19 protein-coding genes and 1 riboswitch are annotated in these 19,339 nt (G+C 72.6%); of the genes, 8 read left to right on the top strand and 11 right to left on the bottom strand.

Annotated elements, in window-relative coordinates; genetic code table 11:
• Nucleotides 1-13 precede the first annotated feature (13 nt).
• Entirely contained in the window at nt 14-1,711 is a 1,698-nt protein-coding gene (locus tag VGE38_RS15375) for an acyl-CoA dehydrogenase family protein (RefSeq protein WP_331143428.1), read from the bottom strand.
• Between the two features lie 17 nt (nt 1,712-1,728).
• On the opposite strand from VGE38_RS15375, the gene VGE38_RS15370 reads away from it, so the two are divergent.
• Both VGE38_RS15370 and VGE38_RS15365 read left to right on the top strand, forming a co-directional pair.
• A complete protein-coding gene (locus tag VGE38_RS15370; protein WP_331143427.1) occupies nt 1,729-2,643 on the top strand; it encodes a YihY/virulence factor BrkB family protein in 915 nt (304 codons plus the stop codon).
• Nucleotides 2,644-2,666: 23 nt separating this feature from the next.
• Nucleotides 2,667-3,770, top strand: coding sequence for a potassium channel family protein (locus VGE38_RS15365; protein WP_331143426.1), 1,104 nt, complete (start codon nt 2,667-2,669; stop codon nt 3,768-3,770).
• A gap of 199 nt (nt 3,771-3,969) precedes the next feature.
• On the opposite strand, the gene VGE38_RS15360 is transcribed toward VGE38_RS15365, so the two are convergent.
• The 9 genes from VGE38_RS15360 to VGE38_RS15320 all read right to left on the bottom strand — a co-directional run bounded on the left by VGE38_RS15360 (nt 3,970) and on the right by VGE38_RS15320 (nt 10,773).
• Nucleotides 3,970-4,230, bottom strand: coding sequence for a DUF3263 domain-containing protein (locus VGE38_RS15360; RefSeq protein ID WP_331143425.1), 261 nt, complete (start codon nt 4,228-4,230; stop codon nt 3,970-3,972).
• Between the two features lie 54 nt (nt 4,231-4,284).
• Nucleotides 4,285-5,643, bottom strand: a complete 1,359-nt coding sequence (locus VGE38_RS15355) for a pyridoxal phosphate-dependent decarboxylase family protein (RefSeq protein ID WP_331143424.1) — start codon at nt 5,641-5,643, stop codon at nt 4,285-4,287.
• Nucleotides 5,643-6,407, bottom strand: a complete 765-nt coding sequence (gene map, locus VGE38_RS15350) for a type I methionyl aminopeptidase (protein ID WP_331143423.1) — start codon at nt 6,405-6,407, stop codon at nt 5,643-5,645. The genes VGE38_RS15355 and map overlap by 1 nt, the downstream gene beginning before the upstream one ends.
• A gap of 117 nt (nt 6,408-6,524) precedes the next feature.
• Complete coding sequence (locus tag VGE38_RS15345; protein WP_331143422.1) at nt 6,525-7,103, bottom strand: DUF3618 domain-containing protein; 579 nt, start codon at nt 7,101-7,103, stop codon at nt 6,525-6,527.
• A complete protein-coding gene (locus tag VGE38_RS15340) occupies nt 7,079-7,525 on the bottom strand; it encodes a phage holin family protein (RefSeq protein ID WP_331143421.1) in 447 nt (148 codons plus the stop codon). The genes VGE38_RS15345 and VGE38_RS15340 overlap by 25 nt, the downstream gene beginning before the upstream one ends.
• Nucleotides 7,522-8,208: a hypothetical protein gene (locus VGE38_RS15335; protein WP_331143420.1), complete on the bottom strand. Its 687-nt coding sequence runs from the start codon at nt 8,206-8,208 to the stop codon at nt 7,522-7,524. Before VGE38_RS15335 ends, VGE38_RS15340 begins: the two co-directional genes overlap by 4 nt.
• 108 nt (nt 8,209-8,316) lie before the next feature.
• Nucleotides 8,317-9,321, bottom strand: coding sequence for a PfkB family carbohydrate kinase (locus VGE38_RS15330; RefSeq protein WP_331143419.1), 1,005 nt, complete (start codon nt 9,319-9,321; stop codon nt 8,317-8,319).
• The gene (locus tag VGE38_RS15325) at nt 9,305-9,976 is read right to left on the bottom strand and encodes an MBL fold metallo-hydrolase (protein ID WP_331143418.1); all 672 of its coding nucleotides are present in this window, start codon (nt 9,974-9,976) and stop codon (nt 9,305-9,307) included. Before VGE38_RS15325 ends, VGE38_RS15330 begins: the two co-directional genes overlap by 17 nt.
• A complete protein-coding gene (locus tag VGE38_RS15320; RefSeq protein ID WP_331143417.1) occupies nt 9,973-10,773 on the bottom strand; it encodes a maleylpyruvate isomerase family mycothiol-dependent enzyme in 801 nt (266 codons plus the stop codon). The genes VGE38_RS15325 and VGE38_RS15320 overlap by 4 nt, the downstream gene beginning before the upstream one ends.
• Nucleotides 10,774-10,887: 114 nt before the next feature.
• Here VGE38_RS15320 and uvrA point away from each other — a divergent pair, with 114 nt between their 5' ends.
• From uvrA to VGE38_RS15305, 3 genes are all read left to right on the top strand, one after another.
• Nucleotides 10,888-13,788, top strand: coding sequence for an excinuclease ABC subunit UvrA (uvrA, locus tag VGE38_RS15315; protein WP_331143458.1), 2,901 nt, complete (start codon nt 10,888-10,890; stop codon nt 13,786-13,788).
• A 118-nt stretch (nt 13,789-13,906) separates the two neighbouring features.
• A complete protein-coding gene (locus tag VGE38_RS15310; RefSeq protein ID WP_331143416.1) occupies nt 13,907-14,371 on the top strand; it encodes a Rieske (2Fe-2S) protein in 465 nt (154 codons plus the stop codon).
• Nucleotides 14,372-14,453: 82 nt separating this feature from the next.
• Nucleotides 14,454-14,518: riboswitch (guanidine-III (ykkC-III) riboswitch) on the top strand.
• An 11-nt stretch (nt 14,519-14,529) separates the two neighbouring features.
• A complete protein-coding gene (locus VGE38_RS15305; RefSeq protein WP_331143415.1) occupies nt 14,530-14,844 on the top strand; it encodes a DMT family transporter in 315 nt (104 codons plus the stop codon).
• A 40-nt stretch (nt 14,845-14,884) separates the two neighbouring features.
• Here VGE38_RS15305 and arfB read toward each other — a convergent pair whose 3' ends face one another.
• Entirely contained in the window at nt 14,885-15,340 is a 456-nt protein-coding gene (gene arfB, locus VGE38_RS15300; protein ID WP_331143414.1) for an alternative ribosome rescue aminoacyl-tRNA hydrolase ArfB, read from the bottom strand.
• An 81-nt stretch (nt 15,341-15,421) separates the two neighbouring features.
• On the opposite strand from arfB, the gene uvrC reads away from it, so the two are divergent.
• From uvrC to VGE38_RS15285, 3 genes are read left to right on the top strand one after another with little or no spacing between them, the layout of a single operon-like run.
• Nucleotides 15,422-17,401, top strand: coding sequence for an excinuclease ABC subunit UvrC (gene uvrC, locus VGE38_RS15295; protein ID WP_331143413.1), 1,980 nt, complete (start codon nt 15,422-15,424; stop codon nt 17,399-17,401).
• On the top strand, nt 17,401-18,300 hold the full coding sequence (rapZ, locus tag VGE38_RS15290) for an RNase adapter RapZ (RefSeq protein ID WP_331143412.1): 900 nt from the start codon (nt 17,401-17,403) through the stop codon (nt 18,298-18,300). The genes uvrC and rapZ overlap by 1 nt, the downstream gene beginning before the upstream one ends.
• Nucleotides 18,297-19,307, top strand: coding sequence for a gluconeogenesis factor YvcK family protein (locus VGE38_RS15285; RefSeq protein WP_331143411.1), 1,011 nt, complete (start codon nt 18,297-18,299; stop codon nt 19,305-19,307). Before rapZ ends, VGE38_RS15285 begins: the two co-directional genes overlap by 4 nt.
• Nucleotides 19,308-19,339: the final 32 nt, after the last annotated feature.

The following is a 19,339-nucleotide window of genomic DNA, read 5'->3' as shown; positions in this document are numbered from 1 at the left end:
CGCTCCGGCCCGATCAGAGGACCGGCGTCGCACGCTCGACGACGGCGTGCAGGTCGCCGCCCTCGAGCATCCCGTAGGTGCCGTCGTGGCCGCGCCCGTCGGCCCACCCGAGCCGCGAGGAGCAGAACAGGTCGGCGACCTCGGCCGGCGCGAAGCGCACCAGCAGCGAACCCTGCAGGACCGCCGCCATCCGGCCGGCCAGGCGGCGCGCGGAAACCTCCAGCTGGTCCGGTGAGCCCATGAGCGAGCCGAGCAGCGCCAGCGTCTCCTCGATCGCCCGGTCCAGCCGGCTGTCGCCGCCACGCGCGCGGCCGACCTCGGTGATCCACGCGTCGAGGGCCTCGGGCTCCCGCGACAGCGCCCGCAGCACGTCGAGCGCGTTGACGTTGCCGGACCCCTCCCACACCGAGTTGAGCGGGGCCTCGCGGTAGAGCAGCGGCAGGCCGGACTCCTCGACGTACCCGTTGCCGCCCAGGCACTCCAACGCCTCGGCCACCAGCCCCGGAGTCCGCTTGCACACCCAGAACTTCGCCAGTGGCAGCGCGATCCGCCGTAGGGCCGACTCATGGGCGTCATCGGACGCGTCGACGGCGGCGGCCAGCCGCAGCGCCAGGGCGGTCGCCGCCTCGGACTCCAGGTGGAGGTCGGCGATGACGTTCTGCATCAGCGGCTTGTCGGCCAGCAGCCCGCCGAACGCGGAGCGGTGGGCGACGTGCCAGGAGGCCTCCGCGACAGCGCGGCGCATCAGTGAGGCCGAGCCGAGCACGCAGTCCAGCCGGGTGGCGGCCACCATCTCGATGATCGTCCGCACGCCCCGGCCCTCGTCACCGAGCCGGAACGCCACCGTGCCGTCGAACTCCAGCTCCGAGGAGGCGTTGGACCGGTTCCCGAGCTTGTCCTTGAGGCGCACGACGTCGAGCCGGTTGCGGGTGCCGTCGGGCAGGACCCGGGGGAGCACGAAGCAGGTCAGGCCGCCGGGCGCCTGTGCGAGGACGAGGAAGACGTCGTTCATCGGCGCCGATGTGAACCACTTGTGGCCGTGCAGCGTGTAGGACCCGCCACCGTCCCCGAGCGGCCGGGCCTCGGTGATGTTGGCGCGTACGTCGGAGCCGCCCTGCTTCTCGGTCATGCCCATGCCCGCCAGGGCGCCGAGCTTGTCGGCCGCCGGTCGGACGCCGGGGTCATAGCGCCGGGAGGCGAGCAGCGGCGTCCACTCCTTGGCCAGGGCGGTGTTCTCCGGGTCCGCGCGCAGCGCGGGCACCGCGGCGTACGTCATGGAGATCGGGCAGCCGTGGCCCGGCTCGGTCTGCGACCAGGCCAGGAACCCGGCGGCGCGGCGCAGGTGGGGGTGGGGGACCCCGGAGGCGGCGTCCTCCCAGGGCGCGGCGGCGAGCCCGTGACCGACCGCCCGCTCCATCAGCCAGTGCCACGACGGGTGGAACTCGACCTCGTCGACCCGGTTGCCCCACCGGTCGTACGGCTTCAGGACCGGCTCGTTGTGGTTGGCGAGCAGGCCGTGCTCGCGGGCCTCCGCGGAACCGGCCTCGAAGCCGAGCGGCACCAGCGACTCCAGCACCTCCGCCGAGCCGTGCCGGAGCACGGCCTCCACCAGGGCATGGTCGGAGGTCACCACGTTGTGTCCGGCCAGGAGCGGCGCCTGGTTGAGGACGCGCCTGCGGTCGGCGGCGGCTGCCGGGATCTGGTCGCTCATGCGCCTACCGTAGAGCCGTGACCACGGGGACGCAGCAGCAGCCGGCGACCGTCGCCGTACCCGCGCCGTGGCACCGGCTGCGCGCCTGGCTGTGGCGGCTGGTCGTGGCCGCGACCCGCTCCTGCCTGCAGCACCGGGTGACCGGGCTGGCCGCTGAGGCGGCCTTCTTCGCGGTCCTCTCCATCCCGCCGCTCGTGTTCGCCCTCGCCGGGGCCGTCGGCTACGTCACCGCGCGGTTCTCTCCGGCCCAGGTCGTGCAGATCCGCGACGCGATTCTGGAGGTGGCCGGCCGGTTCCTGACCGAGGACGCCGTCGCCGACGTGATCGCCCCCACCGTCGACGACGTGCTGCGTGGCGGCCGCTTCGACGTCATCTCGATCGGCTTCGTGCTCGCGCTGTGGTCGGGGAGTCGGGCGCTCAACGTCTTCGTCGACACCATCACGATCATGCACGGGCTCGGCGGCGTACGGCCCATCGTCCGGGCGAGGGCGCTGTCGTTCGTGCTGTACCTGCTGGCCATGGTGACCGGCGTCTTCGCCATCCCGCTGCTCGTGGCGGGGCCGCGGCTGGCCGCCGACGCGCTGCCGGTCGGCGCGACCGTCGTGCACGCGCTCTACTGGCCCGCGGTCGTCGCGCTGTGCGTCTGCTTCCTCGCCACGCTCTACCACGTCTCGCTGCCGGGCCGGACGCCGTGGCGGGCCAATCTGCCCGGTGCCGCCTTCTCGTTCGCCGCGTGGGTGCTCGGCTCCATGCTGCTGCGCTGGTTCCTCACCGCCACCGCGCAGGACTCCCGGTCGATCTACGGTCCGCTGGCGGCGCCGATCGGTGTACTGCTCTGGCTCTACCTGCTGGCGATCGCCGTCCTGATCGGCGCCTCGATCAACGCGGCCATCAATGCAGCCAGCGCCGCCGTGGCGCGCGAGGACCGATGAGGGACGTGCACTAGATTGCCGACGTGTCCGAGCCCGACCTGACTCCCGCCGCAGCCGTCGACGGCCACCGGCGGGGCCGGGTGGCGCTGCCCGAGCGGACCCGCTCCCCATGGTGGGAGCTCGGTCGCCGGGTGCTGGCCGCCGTCGGCATCCTGGTCGGCACCGTGCTGCTGGTCTACTTCGACCGGGAGGGCTACCGCGACGCCAACGGCGACGGCATCAGCCTCATCGACGCGATCTACTACACGACCGTCACGCTCAGCACGACGGGCTACGGCGACATCGCGCCGATGACCGACTCCGCCCGACTCATCAACGCGTTCATCATCACCCCGGCGCGCATCGCCTTCCTCGTGCTGCTCATCGGCACGACGCTCGAAGTGCTGGCGACCCGGGGCCGGGAGCTGATCCGCATCGCCCGCTGGAGGAAGCACATGGGCCACCACGTCGTCATCGTCGGCTACGGCACCAAGGGCCGTTCCGCCGTCGACACCCTCGTCAACAACGGTCTGGACAAGGAGTCGATCGTCGTGGTCGACCCGACCCCGCTGGCGCTGGAGGACGCCCACGCCGACGGGCTCGCCGTCGTGAGCGGTGACGCGACCCGGCGCGAGGTGCTGCGCCGCGCCGGCGTCGCGAACGCCGACCAGGTCATCATCACCACCAACCGCGACGACACCAACGTGCTCACCACGCTCACCACCCGCCAGCTCAACCCGGACGCCTGGATCGTCGCCGCGGTGCGCGAGCAGGAGAACGCGCCGCTGATGAAGCAGTCCGGCGCGGACTCCGTCATCACCTCCTCCGACGCCGTCGGCCGCCTGCTCGGGCTGTCCTCGCTGAGCCCGACGCTGGGATCGGTCATGGAGGACCTGCTGACCTACGGCGAGGGGCTGGAGGTGGCCGAGCGGGACCTGCTCGTCAGCGAGGTGGGGAAGCAGCCCCAGACGCTGCCCGACCAGGTCATCGCGGTCGTGCGCGACGAGAAGGTGTTCCGCTACTTCGACCCTGTGGTCACCCAGCTCGCCCGTGGCGACCGGCTGATCGTGGTGCGCCCCGCCAAGGAGCTGCCGTGGGCGCCACGGCCCGGCACCCACGACGAGGACCTGGCCTCGGGGGACGACTGAGCCGGGGAAAATGAGATCGAGCCGCTGGCGTCTCGGGTCACCAGCGGCTCGACGTGGAAGAATCTACCCGCCGGTACGCGTCCGGCCAAGGTCCCGGGCGAGGATCGGGACCAAGATGATCCGGCCGGGTCATGTCGGCTGGCCCGTCGGGATCAGTGAGGCGGGACTGGCCGATCCCTGACGCACCGGCGCGCCTGGCTCAGCCGTCGGCGCGTCGAGCCGAGCGGTCCTGCCGACGGGCCGACCGCTGCCTGCGCAGGCGGCGGACCAGCGGCGGGTCGGCGGCCAGGGCGTCGTCGGTGTCGATGAGCGCGTTGAGCCGCTGGTAGTACTCCGCGGCCGTCAGGCCGAAGCGCTCGCGGATCGCGGCGTCCTTGGCCTCGCCCGCGGTCCACCAGGACCGCTCGAAGGCCAGCATCGCCGCAGCGTGCGTCCCGAGCTGTCCTGCCACGTGCGTCACGGCCACGAGTCTCCCAGCCGCGCTCCTCGCGCCCGGACCCGGGGTGGGCGCCGGTCACCGCATCGATGCGACGAGCTGCGCGAGGTCCTCGGGAGTCGTGAGGGGATTGACGATCGCGAACCTCGTGCACACCCGGCCGTGATGCCGTGACGGGGTCACGAACCCGACCTGCTCGTCGAGCAGTCGACTGCTCCACGCCTGGTAGTCGGCGGTCTCCCAGCCGATCCGCTCGAAGATCAGCACCGTGAGGTCCGGCTCCACGAGCAGGCGCAGGTGCTCGGCGTCGTCGATGAGCCGGCGGCCGGCGCGGGCGGTGGCCAGGGTCTGCTCGAGGGCCTCGGCGTACGCCGTGGTGCCGTGCACCGCCAGCGAGAACCAGAACGGCAGGCCGCGGGCCCGGCGGGTGAGCTGGATGGCGAAGTCGCTGGGGTTCCACTCGCCCTCGACGGTGACCGGGTCGAGGTAGCCGGCCTTCTGCGTGTGCGCGGCCCGGGCGAGGACGGGGTCGCGGTAGATGAGCGCGCAGCAGTCGTACGGCGCGAACAGCCACTTGTGGGGGTCGACGATGAACGAGTCGGCCCGCTCGACGCCCGCGAACAGGTGGCGTACCGAGGGGGCGGCCAGCCCGGCGCCGCCGTACGCGCCGTCCACGTGCAGCCACCAGTCATGCGCCTGTGCGACGTCGGCGATGCCGGCGATGTCGTCGACGACGCCGACGTTCGTGGTGCCCGCGGTGGCCACGACCGCGAAGACGCTGTCGAGATCGGCCGGCGAGGCGGCGTCGACCCAGGCCTGCACGGCGGCGCCGGTCATCCGGCCTCGCTCGTCGCCCGGGATCAGCACGACGTCGACGTCCATCACCGACTCCAGCGCGTGCTTGACCGACGAGTGCGTCTCGTCGGTGAGCAGCACCGACCAGCGCGGCGGGCGTCCGCCACGGCGGTGCTGCACGGCGGCGCGGGCCGCGACCAGCGCGGAGAGATTGCCGATGGTGCCGCCCTGCACGAACACGCCCCCCGCGTCGGTCGGGAAGCCGGCCAGGTCGGCGAGCCAGCGCAACGCCTGGTTCTCGGCGAACACGGCCCCGGCGCCTTCCAGCCAGCTGCCGCCGTACACGCTCGAGGCGCCGACGAGCATGTCGAAGGCCGCCGCCGCGCGGGTGGGCGCGCCGGGGATGAAGGAGAGGTAGCGCGGGTGGTCGATGGACAGGCACGCCGGGGCGAGCACGTGCTCCCACAGCCGCATCGCCTCGGCGCCGCCGATCCCGTCGGGCGTCACGGTCTGGCCGGCCCGGGCGAGCAGCTCGTCGGGGGACAGCGACGTGTCGAGCGGCGCCTCCATCGTGAGCCGGTCCAGGCAGAGCTCGGCCAGTGCCCGGGCGAGCTCGGCGGCCCCGTCGTCGTGGCGGTGCATCAGCGTGCGGTGAGGACCAGCGGGCCGTCGGCGGTCACGGCCACCGTGTGCTCCATGTGGGCGCCGCGGGACCCGTCGGCGCTGCGCAGCGTCCAGCCGTCGGAGTCGGTGTAGATCTCGTCGGTGGTGTGGAGGAACCACGGCTCGATCGCGATGACGAGCCCCGGCTGCAGCTTGAAGCCGCGGCCCGCGCGGCCGTCGTTGGGCACGTGCGGGTCACCGTGCATGGTCCGACCGACCCCGTGGCCGCCGAACTGGGTGTTGATCTTCAGCCCCGCACCCCGCGCGACCTCGGCGATGGCCGCCGAGATGTCGCCGATCCGGTTGTCCGGCTGCGCCGCGGCGATACCCGCCTCGAGCGCCCGCGTCGTGACGTCGATCAGCCGCAGGTCCTCCTCCCGCGGCGTGCCGACGACCACGCTCAGCGCGGAGTCGGAGACCCAGCCGTCGACCGCGGCCGCGAAGTCGACGCTGAGCAGGTCACCGTCCTGCAGCTCGTAGTCGAACGGCAGCCCGTGCAGCACGGCGTCGTTGACGCTGGTGCACAGCACCTTGCCGAAGGGCATCGCGCCGAAGGACGGGTGGTAGTCGATGTAGCAGGACTCCGCGCCGCGCTCCTTGATCATGCGGTGCGCGAGCTCGTCGAGCTCGAGCAGGTTCACGCCGACGTCGGCCGCCTCCTGCAGGGCCGCGAGGACGTCGGCGACGAACCGGCCCGCCGGCCTCATCTGCTCGATCTGGGTGGGGGTGCGGAGCTCGATCACAGCGAAACCCTACGCCGACGCTGCCGCAGCAGCCGCCTCGACCGGGCAGGTTCGCCGACGGCCGGGCAGCACGAGGCCCGCCGGGGTTCCCGGCGGGCCTCGCGAGGTGGGGTCGGCTCAGCTCTGCTGTACGTCGGAGCGGACCGACTCGGCGGCCGACTTGCCCTCCGAGCGGACGTGCTCGGCTCCCTCGGCAGCTGTCTGCTTGACCTGCTGGGTGGCCTCCATCGCGGTGTCCTTCACGTCCTGCGCGATCTCCTGGCCGACCTGCTTGGCCTTGTCCATGACCGGCTGGGCGTTCTGCTGGGCGGTCTCGACCAGGCCCGCTCCGGCCCTGGCCTCCTTCTCGGTGGCCGGGAACAGCGAGGCGACGACCATGCCGGCGCCGAAGGCCATCAGGCCCGCGGCGAGCGGAGCGCCCTCGAACCGCTGCTCGGCCTGGTCGACCGCGCCCTTCGCCGCGTCCTGGACCGAGCCGGCCGCGGACTGGGCGGTGCCGGTCGTCGTGGCGCGGGCGCTGTGGGCGGTGCCCATCACGCGGTCGCGCATCGAACGGACCCGGTTGCGCGCCGCGGTCTTGCGGCGCTCCATGATCGCCGACGGGCTGACCCGGTCCTGCAGCGCGTCCAGGTCCGAGGACAGGGACTCGCGGGTGCTCCGGATGTCGGTGTTCAGCTCTTCTGTGCTCTGGCCCATGCCGCGTCCTCCTTGAGTGTCTGCTGCGTGCGGGGCAGCTCGGGGTGGCTCTGCTTCAGTGCCTTGCGGCCGGTCATCGCCAGCACGCCCGCGACCACCGCCCACAGCACGGTGGTGATCAGGGCGGCCAGCTCGACCGGCATCCAGTTGTCCAGCAGGTAGGTCAGCGCCAGTGAGGCGAAGAACAGGGTCAGCAGCCCGGCGACGCCGGCACCGCCGAGCATCCCGGCGCCCTTCCCGGCCTTGGCGGCCTCCTGCTTCAGCTCGGTCCTGGCCAGCTCCATCTCCTGCTTGACGAGCGTCGAGAGGTTGTCGGCGATGTCACCGACGATCTCGCCCAGGCTGCGCTGGTCCTCGTTCGGCGGTGCACCGGCCGGCGAGGTGCCGAGCGGCGGGTCGACGTGGCGTGGTTGCTCGGTCACGGCAGCTCACCGCTCCCGGTCAGGCCGGTGGTCCCCGTCGTGCCGGTCGTGGGCCCGGTGGTCCCCGTCGTCCCCGTCGTCCCCGTCGGGGTCGTCGTGGTGGTCGGCGCGGGCGTTGCGGGATAGCCCGGCGTCACCGTCGGCCGCGGCGGCGAGGTCGTGCCGACCGGCGCCGTGGTGGACTGGCGCTCGGCCGCGACCGCGGCGCCCGCCGTACCGTCCGCTGCGGCACGGAAGATGCGGCCGGCCGCCACGCCCGCCGCGAGTGCCCCCAGCAGGAACGTGCCCGGACGGCGGCGCGCGAAGTCGCGGACGTCGTCGAGCAGCTGCCCGGGCTCGCGCCCGTCGAGCTGGGAACCCAGTGCCCTCGCGCGCTGGGAGACCTCTCGCGCGAGGTCGGCGGCGAGGCCGGAGGTCCCGCCCTGCGTCGCCATCCTCTCGAGGTCGTCGCCCAGCGAGCGCAACGTGCCCACCAGGTTGTCGCGTTGGGACGTGACCTGGTCGTTGAGCTGGGAGCTCACCTGGCCCATCGCGTCGTTCATGACGTGCTTGGCCTCGTACGCCGCCGTCGAGGCGACGTTCTGCGCCTCGCTGGTGGCCACGCTGCCCACGTGCTTGCCTTCGTCGGCGGCGGTCGACGCCGCCGTCTTGACCCGTTCGGTGGAGCCCGAGTCGGTGGTCATGTTGCCTCCCCATCGTCGCTGGTGGTCCTTGGCTCGGTAGCCGCGTCGCACCGGGGCATTCGCCACACCCGCCAAAATCTGGGGAGGCCGGCCGGCAAGGGCCTCGGGTCAGTCGAGGTGCCGCAGCTCGGCCAGCGTGGGCGGGTCGGCCCCCGGCCGGGCGACGGTGATCGCGGCGACCGCCGCCGCATGGGCGAGCACCTCCCGCCACCCGGGCTCATCCAGCTGGCGCAGCGCCGGACGCTCGGGGCCGCCCAGCGCGCCGAGCCGGCCCAGGCCGTCCAGCGTCGCGGCGCAGAAGGAGTCGCCCGCCCCGATGGTGTCGGCCACCGCGACGGGCGGCGCCGGGACATCGACCGTCAGCGCCGGCGTCACCGCCGTCGCCCCGGCACCGCCCCGCGTGAGCACCACGGCGGCCGGTCCGTGCTCGAGCAGCACCCGGGCGGCGGCCACAGGGTCGGCGTCGGGGAACAGATGGGCGAGGTCCTCGTCGGACGCCTTGACGACGTCGGCGCGCGCGACGACGGCCAGCGCCCGTGCGCGTACGCCGGCCAGCGGGCCCATCGCGCCGGGGCGGATGTTGAGGTCGTAGCTCACCGTCGTGTGGGGGCGCAGCTCGTCGAGCAGGTCGAGGACCGCCGCGGCGCCCGGCTCCAGGACCGCGCCGAGGGAGCCGGTGTGGACGACCAGCGGCCGGCCGGCGGCCGCCCCGGCGAGGTCGCCCTCCAGCGTCCGCTCGGGCCGCCACTCGAGGCTCCACTCCAGGTCGAAGGCGTAGCTGGCCGACCCGTCCGGGCCGATCAGCGCCTCCGCCGACGAGGTGCGCCCGGATCGCGGCCGCTGGCGATCCACGTCGACCCCCTCGGCGCGCAGGTGCCCGTCGAGCACGGTGCCGAGCCGGTCACCGGCGTACTGCGTCAGCAGCCTCACGGACCGCCCGAGCCGACGCAGCGCGACCGCGACGTTCGCCGGACTGCCGCCGGCGTGCTCGCTCACCGAGCCGTCAGGGCGCCGGACGACGTCGACGAGGGCCTCGCCGACGACCAGGGCGAACGGCGGAATCACGTCCGTCCGGGCCGGCCCCGCGGGATCGCGGTCACCAGCCGCGCTCACGCCACTCCGCCAGCGAGGGTCGCTCCCGGCCGAGGGTGGAGTCGTCGCCGTGGCCGGGGTAGAACCAGGTGTCGTCGGGCAGCCGCTGGAAGATCCGCTCCTCCACGTCGTTGATGAGCTGCTCGAAGGCCGCCTCGTCGCCGAAGGTGTTGCCGACGCCGCCGGGGAAGAGCGAGTCGCCGGTGAACAGGTGCGGCGGGCCGGCGGGGTCGTCGTACAGCAGGCAGATCGAGCCCGGTGTGTGGCCGCGCACGGCGATGACCTCCAGCTCCGACTCGCCCAGCCGGATCCGGTCGCCCTGGCCGACCGTGCGGGTGACCGGCACACCGGTCTGCTCGGTGATCGCCGCGGCGTCCGGCTCGCCGGCGATCACCTCCGCGCCGGTCGCGGCCACGACCGCCGCGAGCGCGCGGTGGTGGTCCCAGTGCTGGTGGGTGGTCACGACGGTCGACAGCCCGCCGGCGCCGATCCACGGCACCAGCCGCTCCGGCTCGGCGGCGGCGTCGATCAGCAGCTGCTCGCCGGTGTGGCGGCAGCGCAGCAGGTAGCAGTTGTTCGACATCGCCGGGTCCACGGCGACCTTGTGGATCGCGATATGGGTCAGGTCCCGTCCGTCGTACAGTCCGCCGGGCCGCACGGAGCCGGTGTAGCTCACATCCCCTCCAGTTCCGGCAGCGCGCCGCCCTCGCTCGTCACGTCCAGGCCCGGGTACGGCGGCCGCCCGGTCAGCCACCACGCCAGCCCGGCCGCCGGCCCGCTCACCGTGGGGCCGCCCGCGCCGATCCGCCAGCGGCGGTCGAGGTCGCCGGCGACCAGGTCGACCGCCGTCTCCGTGGCGCGGCGCCCGGCCAGGTCGTCGAGCAGCGCCAGGGTGAACGTCGTCGGCCATGCGCCGGGGGAGTAGTCCCGGGCCAGGTCGACGTGGTGGATCTCCACCTCCCGCAGTCGCATCCAGGCGACCGCTCCGGCCCGGAACGGGCTGGGCGCACCCGGCGTGCGCTCGATGGTGGCGTCCAGCAGCGCCGGTGGCCGGGCGACGAGCGCCACCAGAGCGTCGGCCAGCTCCGTGACCGCGCCGAGCAGCCGCTCGCGCAGGACCGTCGGGTCGGCCTCGCCGAGCGTGGCGATGTCGGCGTCGCGCCGCTCCTGCGAGGCGTACATCGGGGCGGCCGGCCCGGTGACCACGCCGCGCACGGCGCCCGCCAGGCCCTCGGCGTTGAGCGCGAGGTGGGCCACGACGTGCCCGCGCGTCCAGCCCGGCAGCAGGCTCGGCCCGCCCCAGTCCTCCTCGCCCAGGGCGTCGACGGTGCGGACGAGTCGCTGCGAGGCCGCGCGCAGTGCCTCGGCCGCGGCGACGGTGTCACCGCGCAGGTCCGGTGCGCTCTCAGGTGCGCCCTCGGTGGGGCCCTCGGTCGGGCCCTCAGTCGGCCCTGTGGGTGGGATCGTGGTCACAGCACCCATCCTGACCCATCCGGGGAAGCGGGTCCCTCAGGTGCGACCTGTTAGCATGGCGAACACTTGTTCGACTCGACCCTCGTCGACCTGACCGCGAGAGGACCGCGCCGCGTGGCGGACCAGCTCATCATCCGAGGCGCTCGGGAGCACAACCTCAAGGACGTCTCCCTCGACCTGCCGCGCGACTCCCTCATCGTCTTCACCGGCCTGTCCGGGTCCGGGAAGTCCAGCCTCGCCTTCGACACGATCTTCGCCGAGGGCCAGCGCCGTTACGTCGAGTCGCTGTCGGCGTACGCGCGCCAGTTCCTCGGCCAGATGGACAAGCCCGACGTCGACTTCATCGAGGGTCTCTCGCCGGCGGTGTCGATCGACCAGAAGTCGACGAGCAAGAACCCCCGCTCCACCGTCGGCACCATCACCGAGGTCTACGACTACCTCCGCCTGCTCTACGCCCGCGCCGGCCGTCCGCACTGCCCGACCTGTGGGGCACCGATCGAGCGGCAGACGCCGCAGCAGATCGTCGACAAGATCCTCACCCTGGAGGAGGGCAGGCGGTTCCAGGTCCTCGCGCCGGTGATCCGCGGCCGCAAGGGTGAGTACGTCGACCTCTTCGCGCAGTTGCAGAGCCAGGGCTACTCCCGCGCGCGGGTCGACGGCGAGACCCACACGTTGGACGACCCGCCGAAGCTCGACAAGCAGAAGAAGCACACGATCGAGGTGGTCGTCGACCGGCTCCAAGTCAAGGCGTCCAGCAAGCGGCGGCTGACCGACTCGGTCGAGACCGCGCTCGAGCTGGCCGGCGGGCTGGTGCTCATCGACTTCGTCGACGCGGGCCCGGACGAGGTCTCCGAGATGAAGTTCTCGGAGAAGATGTCGTGCCCCAACGACCACGTCATCGACACCGACGACCTCGAGCCGCGCTCGTTCTCCTTCAACAGCCCGTTCGGCGCCTGTCCGGCCTGCCACGGTCTCGGCACCCGGATGGAGGTCGACCCCGAGCTGGTCGTGCCGAACCCGCAGGCCACGCTGGGGGAGGGCGCGATCCAGCCCTGGAGCCACGCGCACATCGCCGACTACTTCCTGCGGCTCATGGGCGCGCTGGGCGAGGAGCTCGGCTTCGACCTCAACACGCCGTGGGAGAAGCTGTCGGCCACCGCCCAGCGGGCGATCCTGGACGGCCACCCGACCAAGGTCCACGTCGTCACCCGCAACCGCTACGGGCGCCAGCGCGCCTACTACGCCGACTTCGAGGGGGTCCGCGGCTATGTCGAGCGGCGTCACCAGGAGGCGGAGTCGGACACCAGCCGGGAGCGGTTCGAGGGCTTCATGCGCGAGGTCCCGTGCCCGACCTGCCGCGGCAGCCGCCTCAAGCCGGTCTCGATGGCGGTCACCCTCGGCCCGAAGGACGCCGGTGGCCGCAACATCGCCGAGGTCTGCGCCCTGCCGATCGACGAGGCGGCGCAGTGGCTGCGCACCGTCGAGCTCTCCGCGCGGGAGCGGCAGATCGGCGAGCGGGTGCTCAAGGAGATCCAGGAGCGGCTCAACTTCCTGCTCGACGTGGGTCTGGACTACCTGTCGCTGGACCGGCCGTCGGGGTCGCTGTCCGGCGGTGAGGCGCAGCGGATCCGGCTCGCCACACAGATCGGCGCCGGCCTGGTGGGCGTGCTCTACGTCCTGGACGAGCCCTCGATCGGCCTGCACCAGCGCGACAACCAGAAGCTCATCGAGACGCTGGTGCGGCTCAAGGAGCTCGGCAACACGCTCATCGTCGTCGAGCACGACGAGGACACCATCCGGGTGGCCGACTGGGTCGTCGACATCGGCCCGGGCGCCGGTGAGCACGGTGGCCACGTGGTGCACAGCGGCACGGTGAAGGAGCTCTACGCCAACGAGAGGTCGCTCACCGGGCAGTTCCTCGCCGGCAAGCGCGAGATCCCCGTGCCCGCCGTACGCCGTCCCACCACGAAGGGCCGCGAGCTCAAGGTCATCGGGGCGCGGGAGAACAACCTCAAGGACATCGACGTCGCCTTCCCGCTCGGCGTCTTCCTGGCGGTCACCGGCGTCTCGGGCTCCGGCAAGTCGACGTTGGTCAACGACATCCTCTACACCTCGCTGGCCAAGCAGCTCTACAACGCCCGGACCGTGCCCGGGAAGCACCGGACCATCACGGGGCTCGAGCACATCGACAAGGTCATCCACGTCGACCAGAGCCCGATCGGGCGTACGCCGCGGTCCAACCCCGCCACCTACACCGGCGTCTTCGACCACATCCGCAAGCTCTTCGCCTCCACCCCGGAGGCGAAGATGCGCGGCTACCTGCAGGGCCGGTTCTCGTTCAACGTCAAGGGCGGTCGCTGCGAGGCGTGCGCCGGTGACGGCACGATCAAGATCGAGATGAACTTCCTGCCCGACGTCTACGTCCCGTGCGAGGTGTGCCACGGCGCGCGCTACAACCGCGAGACGCTCGAGGTGCACTACAAGGGCAAGACGATCGCCGAGGTCCTCGACATGCCGATCGAGGAGGCGGTGGAGTTCTTCGCCGCCGTACCCGCCATCGCCCGGCACATGAAGACGCTCGTCGAGGTCGGCCTCGGCTACGTGCGGCTCGGACAGCCGGCCACGACGCTGTCCGGCGGCGAGGCGCAGCGCGTGAAGCTCGCGGCCGAGCTGCAGAAGCGCTCTACGGGTCGCACGATCTACGTCCTCGACGAGCCCACCACGGGGCTGCACTTCGAGGACATCCGCAAGCTCCTCGGCGTCCTGTCCAGCCTCGTCGACAAGGGCAACTCGGTGCTCGTCATCGAGCACAACCTCGACGTCATCAAGACCGCCGACTGGATCGTCGACATGGGTCCCGAGGGCGGCAACAAGGGTGGCGTCGTGGTGGCGGAGGGGACGCCGGAGCAGGTCGCGGCGGTCGCCGCCTCCCACACCGGACGCTTCCTGCGCCCGCTGCTGGAGGGGCGCGAGGCGCAGCAGCCTCCTGCCCCGAAGCGCACGCGGAAGAAGTGATTCTCAGGCTCGTCACAGGCACCGCACCGCCACCTGCTCTAAGGTGAATTTTCAAGCAGCCGGCAGAGCCGGCTCACGGAGCAGACGGGCCGGACAGGCCGGAAGGAGCCAGAAGGACATGGACGTGCCGGACCACAGCCTGACCCGCCGCTCCGCGGTCACCGGGGCGCTCGCCGTGCCACTGCTGGCCGCCTGCGCCTCCGACGAGGAGCCCGCCGGACCGGCCGCGTCCTCCTCCGCGGGCGCGACGTCCACCACCGCGCCGTCCCCGGGAGGCTCCTCCGAGCCCGCCGGAGGTGAGCCGCTGACCAGCACCGCCGACATCGAGGTGGGCGGCGGCCGGATCTTCCCCGAGGACAACGTCGTCGTCACCCAGCCGGAGAAGGGCGTCTTCAAGGCGTTCGACGCCACCTGCACCCACCAGCAGTGCCAGGTCACCCGGGTCAGCGACGGCGCCATCGGCTGCTCGTGTCACGGCAGCAGGTTCTCCATCAGCGACGGTGCGGTCGAGGGCGGCCCGGCGCGCAGCCCGCTGCCGGAGGTGCCGATCACCGTCGCCAACGGGGAGATCAGCCTCGCCTGAGCCGTTCCGACGACCCGCCGCGCCCGACGCAGCTCCCGGCACCGCTCCCTCCACCGACCGGCCAGCGCCGCGGGTAGACTTGGCCGCGGGCCGAACCGGCTCACCGGACGAGGGAGCCGTACCCGGAACGCGACAAGACGGCCTTCGAGGAGTTCGTCGTGGCGTGGTTCGTGCTCGTTCTGTCCGGTGCCTTCGAAGCCGTCTGGGCGGTCGCCCTCGGCAAGTCCGAGGGGTTCACCCGGCCGACCGCTTCGCTGGTCTTCGTCGTCGGGCTCGTCCTCAGCATGGGCGGCCTGGCCTACGCGCTGCGCACCCTGCCGGTGGGGACCGCGTACGCCGTGTGGGTCGCGATCGGCGCCTCGCTGACCGTGGCCTACGGGATGGCGACCGGCGCCGAGTCCGTCACAGTGGTCAAGCTGCTGCTCTTGGCCGGCCTGGTCGGTTGCGTGGTGGGTCTCAAGCTGGCCCACTGAGACGCACTGACGCCGGGCTCCGACCCGCCCGCCGCTCGACTCATTCGTCGCGGACCCGGCCGCGCAGCGCCTTGGTCCGCCCGAGCTGCTTCTTGGCCTCGACGCGTCGGCGCTGCGAGGCGCGGCTCGGCTTCGTCGCGCGCCGGGGCGGTGGGGGTGGCGCGACGGCCTCCCGCAGGAGGGCGACCAGGCGCTCCCGGGCCGCGACCCGGTTGCGCAGCTGGGAGCGGTGCTCGGAGGCCACGACCGCGACGTGGCCCTGCGTCATCACCCCGGCCAGGTTGCGGACCAGACGAGCACGCTGGGCTTCGGTGAACGCGGTCGAGCGCCCCGGCGCGAAGAGCAGCTCGACGCGGGTGTCGGTCGTGTTGACCGACTGGCCGCCGGGGCCGGGGGAGCGGGAGAAGCGCTCGATCAGCTCGGCGGCCGGGATGGTCGCGCCCGTCGGGAGTCCCGGGGCGGCCGGCACGGCGAGGTTCTGACCGGGCTCGCTCACGGGTCGACCGTACCTCCGGGGCCGCTGGGTCGCTGCTGAGTCGCCGCTGGGGCTGTCGGCGGCGGACCGTAGGGTTGGAACGTGCCTGACCCGCGGAGCTACCGGCCCAAGCCGGGGGACATTCCCACCCAGCCCGGGGTCTACCGCTTCCGGGACCCGAAGGGTCGCGTGATCTACGTCGGCAAGGCGGTCAACCTCCGCGCCCGGCTCGCCAACTACTTCCAGCCGCTGCCGAGCCTCCACCCGCGCACGGCCACGATGGTCACCACCGCCGCGAGCGTGGAGTGGACGGTGGTCAACACCGAGGTCGAGGCGCTCCAGCTGGAGTACTCCTGGATCAAGGAGTTCGACCCGCGGTTCAACGTCAAGTACCGCGACGACAAGTCCTACCCGTGGCTGGCCGTGACGGTCGGCGAGGAGTTCCCCCGGGTCATGGTCGGGCGCGGCGCGAAGCGCAAGGGCACCCGCTACTTCGGCCCCTACAGCCACGCCTGGGCGATCCGGGAGACCGTCGACGTGCTGCTGCGGGTCTTCCCGATGCGCTCGTGCAGCAACGGCGTGTTCAAGCGCAGCCAGCAGATCGGCCGACCCTGCCTGCTGGGCTACATCGACAAGTGCACGGCTCCCTGCGTGGGCAACATCAGCGCCGAGGACCACCGCAGGATTGTGGAGGACTTCTGCGACTTCATGGGCGGTCAGACCTCCGCCTTCATGAAGCGCATCGAGAAGGAGATGTACGCCGCCAGCGACGCCCTCGACTTCGAGCGGGCCGCTCGGCTGCGCGACGACCTCGGTGCCATGGAGCGAGCCCTGGAGAAGCAGTCGGTCGTGCTGGGCGACGGTGCCGACGCCGACGTGATCGCGCTGGCCGAGGACCCGCTCGAGGTGGCGGTGCAGATCTTCCACGTCCGTGGCGGCCGGATCCGGGGCCAGCGCGGCTGGGTGGCCGACCGGGTCGAGGAGGGCGGGACCGACAAGCTCGTCGAGGACTTCCTGCTCCAGTTCTACGCCGACGAGCCCGACGCCATCCCGCGCGAGATCCTGGTGCCGGCGCTCCCGACCGACCACGCCGAGGTGGAGCAGCTGCTCGGGGAGCTGCGCGGCAGCAGGGTCCAGGTGCGGGTGCCGCAGCGTGGCGACAAGAGGTCACTGCAGGAGACCGTCGCGCGCAACGCCGCGCAGACGCTCGCCCTGCACAAGACCAAGCGCGCCTCCGACCTGACCACCCGCAACCAGGCGCTGGAGGAGATCCAGGAGGCGCTGGAGCTGCCCGAGGTACCGCTGCGCATCGAGTGCTACGACATCTCGCACCTGCAGGGCTCGGAGATCGTCGCCTCGATGGTCGTCTTCGAGGACGGCCTGCCGCGCAAGAACGAGTACCGCCGGTTCGTCATCCGCGGCCAGGAGGGGTCCGACGACGTCCGAGCGATGCACGAGGTCATCACGCGGCGGTTCCGGCGGCTGCTCGACGAGCAGGCGACGTCGGTGCCGTCCTCGGAGATCGGTGGCGCCGGGTCGGGCTCTCGGGAGGGACCAATGCTGGTCGACCCCGAGACCGGGCGGCCGCGGAAGTTCGCCTACGCGCCCGGCCTGGTGGTCGTCGACGGCGGCGCGCCGCAGGTGGCGGCCGCCGTACGCGCCCTGGACGAGCTCGGCATCGACGACATCCCGGTGTGCGGCCTGGCGAAGCGGCTGGAGGAGGTGTGGCTGCCGTCGCAGGAGGACCCGGTCATCCTGCCGCGCAGCTCCGAGGGCCTCTACCTGCTGCAGCGGGTCCGCGACGAAGCGCACCGGTTCGCGATCGCCCACCACCGCAACCGGCGCTCCAAGACCATGGTCGAGAGCCTCCTCGACGACGTGCCCGGCCTCGGCGAGGTGCGCCGCAAGACACTGCTCAAGCACTTCGGGTCGCTCAGGAAGCTGCGCGCGGCGTCGATCGAGGAGATCGCCACCGTGCCCGGCATCGGACCCGGCACAGCGGCAGCGATCAAGGCCGCGGTCGACCAGAATGCTCCCGGTGTCGCGGTCAACACGGCGACCGGAGAGATCGAGGAGTCCTGATGAGCGAGCCCGAGCATCCCGCGCAGCCCGAGCCGGCCGAGCCCGGTGAGCTGGTCGTGGTGACCGGCATGACCGGTGCCGGACGGAGCACGGCCGCCAAGGAGCTGGAGGATCTCGGGTTCTACGTCGTGGACAACCTGCCGCCGTCGCTGCTGCCCGACGTGGTGCGACTGGTCGACCAGTCCCGCGGTCCTGCGCAGCGCATCGCAGTCGTCGTCGACGTGCGGTCGGGCTCGTTCTTCGAGGAGCTGCAGGCGACCGTCCACGCCGGCGTGGAGGGCCGGCACGCGACGCTGCTGTTCCTCGACGCCGGCGACGAGGTGCTCGTGCGCCGCCAGGAGGCCGCCCGCCGACCGCACCCGCTGCAGGGCAGCGGCCGGTTGCTCAACGGCCTGCAGCGCGAGCGGGTGGTGCTCGCCGACCTGCGGTCGATGGCCGATCTCGTCATCGACACCAGCAGCCTCAACGTGCACCAGCTGACCGCGCGCATCGCGGAGGCCTTCGGTACGCCGGAGACGACCCGCCTGAAGGTGTCGGTGGTCAGCTTCGGCTTCAAGTACGGCATCCCCGTGGATGCCGACTTCGTCGCCGATATGCGCTTCCTGCCCAACCCGCACTGGATCCCCGAGCTCCGGCCCGGCAACGGCCGCGACAGCCCGGAGGTGGCCGGCTACGTCTACTCCCGGCCCGGCGCCCAGGAGTTCCTCGACGGCTACGTCCCGGTCCTGGCCGGTGTGGCCGAGGGCTACCTGCGGGAGGGCAAGCGCTTCATGCGGGTCGCCGTCGGCTGCACCGGCGGCAAGCACCGCAGCGTCGCCATGGCGGAGGAGATCGTGCGCCGGTTGCGCGAGCTCGGGCTCGAGGCGCGGCCCATCCACCGGGACCTGGGGCGCGAGTGACGGCGACCTCCAGCCGGGACTCCCGGCACGACCGCGCCCAGGCCGTGGTCGCGTTCGGCGGCGGCCACGGCCTGCACGCGTCCCTGTCGGCGCTGCGGCGCCTCGTCGACGACCTCACGGTCGACGAGCTGACCGCCGTCGTCACCGTCGCCGACAACGGCGGGTCCTCGGGCCGGCTGCGGCGCGAGTTCGACGTGCTGCCCCCCGGTGACCTGCGCATGGCGCTCGCGGCGCTGTGCGGCAGCGACGACTGGGGCCAGACCTGGGCCGACGTGCTGCAGCACCGGTTCGCCGGCGACGGCGAGATGAAGGGCCACAGCCTCGGCAACCTGCTCATCGTCGGACTGTGGGAACGCCTGGGCGACCACGTCCAGGCGCTCGACTGGGTGGGACGACTGCTCGGCGCCAAGGGGCGGGTGCTGCCGATGGCGCTGGTCCCGATGGACATCAGCGCCCAGGTGCGCGGCCTGCTGCTCGACGACCCGCACGCCCTGACCTCTGTCCGGGGGCAGGTGCAGGTCGCCACCACCGACGGCGTCATCGACTCCGTCGCGCTGGTCCCGGCCGACCCGCCGGCGGCCCCGGAGGCGGTCGCCGCCATCGGTGCGGCGGACTGGGTGTTCCTCGGTCCGGGCTCCTGGTTCACGTCGGTGATCCCGCACCTGCTGGTGCCGGGCCTGCGCGAGGCGCTCACGACCACCCACGGGCACGTCGTCGTGGTGCTCAACCTCGCCGAGCAGGCAGGGGAGACCCCGGGCTTCGGTCCGGCCGACCATCTCGCCGTACTCCTGGAGCATGCGCCCGACCTCACGGTCCACACCGTGCTGGCCGACCGCGGCTCCGTGGCCGACGGGCTCGCGGAGCTGCGTGAGATCGTCGCGGCGTGCGGCGCCGCGCTGGTGCTCGACGACGTCAGCGTCGGCGACGGCACCGCACGGCACGACCCGGACAAGCTGGCCGCGGCGTACGCCCGGATCATGGCCCGGGACGGGGGTCCCGATGATTGAGTCGCTGATTGACGCGCGTGAAAGGATTCCCG

This window comes from Nocardioides sp., assembly GCF_036405735.1.
GTDB lineage: Bacteria > Actinomycetota > Actinomycetes > Propionibacteriales > Nocardioidaceae > Nocardioides.
The sequence above is the reverse complement of the archived record's forward strand: the minus strand, read 5'-3'. Positions and strand labels throughout refer to the sequence as shown.

Coding starts and splice junctions, on each gene's coding strand:
- VGE38_RS15355 (WP_331143424.1), bottom strand. CDS start 5,643: ATGCACCGCCACGACGACGGGGCCGCCGAGCTCGCCCGGGCACTGGCC.
- VGE38_RS15375 (WP_331143428.1), bottom strand. CDS start 1,711: ATGAGCGACCAGATCCCGGCAGCCGCCGCCGACCGCAGGCGCGTCCTC.
- VGE38_RS15310 (WP_331143416.1), top strand. CDS start 13,907: ATGGACGTGCCGGACCACAGCCTGACCCGCCGCTCCGCGGTCACCGGG.
- VGE38_RS15345 (WP_331143422.1), bottom strand. CDS start 7,103: ATGGGCCAGAGCACAGAAGAGCTGAACACCGACATCCGGAGCACCCGC.
- VGE38_RS15335 (WP_331143420.1), bottom strand. CDS start 8,208: ATGACCACCGACTCGGGCTCCACCGAACGGGTCAAGACGGCGGCGTCG.
- rapZ (WP_331143412.1), top strand. CDS start 17,401: ATGAGCGAGCCCGAGCATCCCGCGCAGCCCGAGCCGGCCGAGCCCGGT.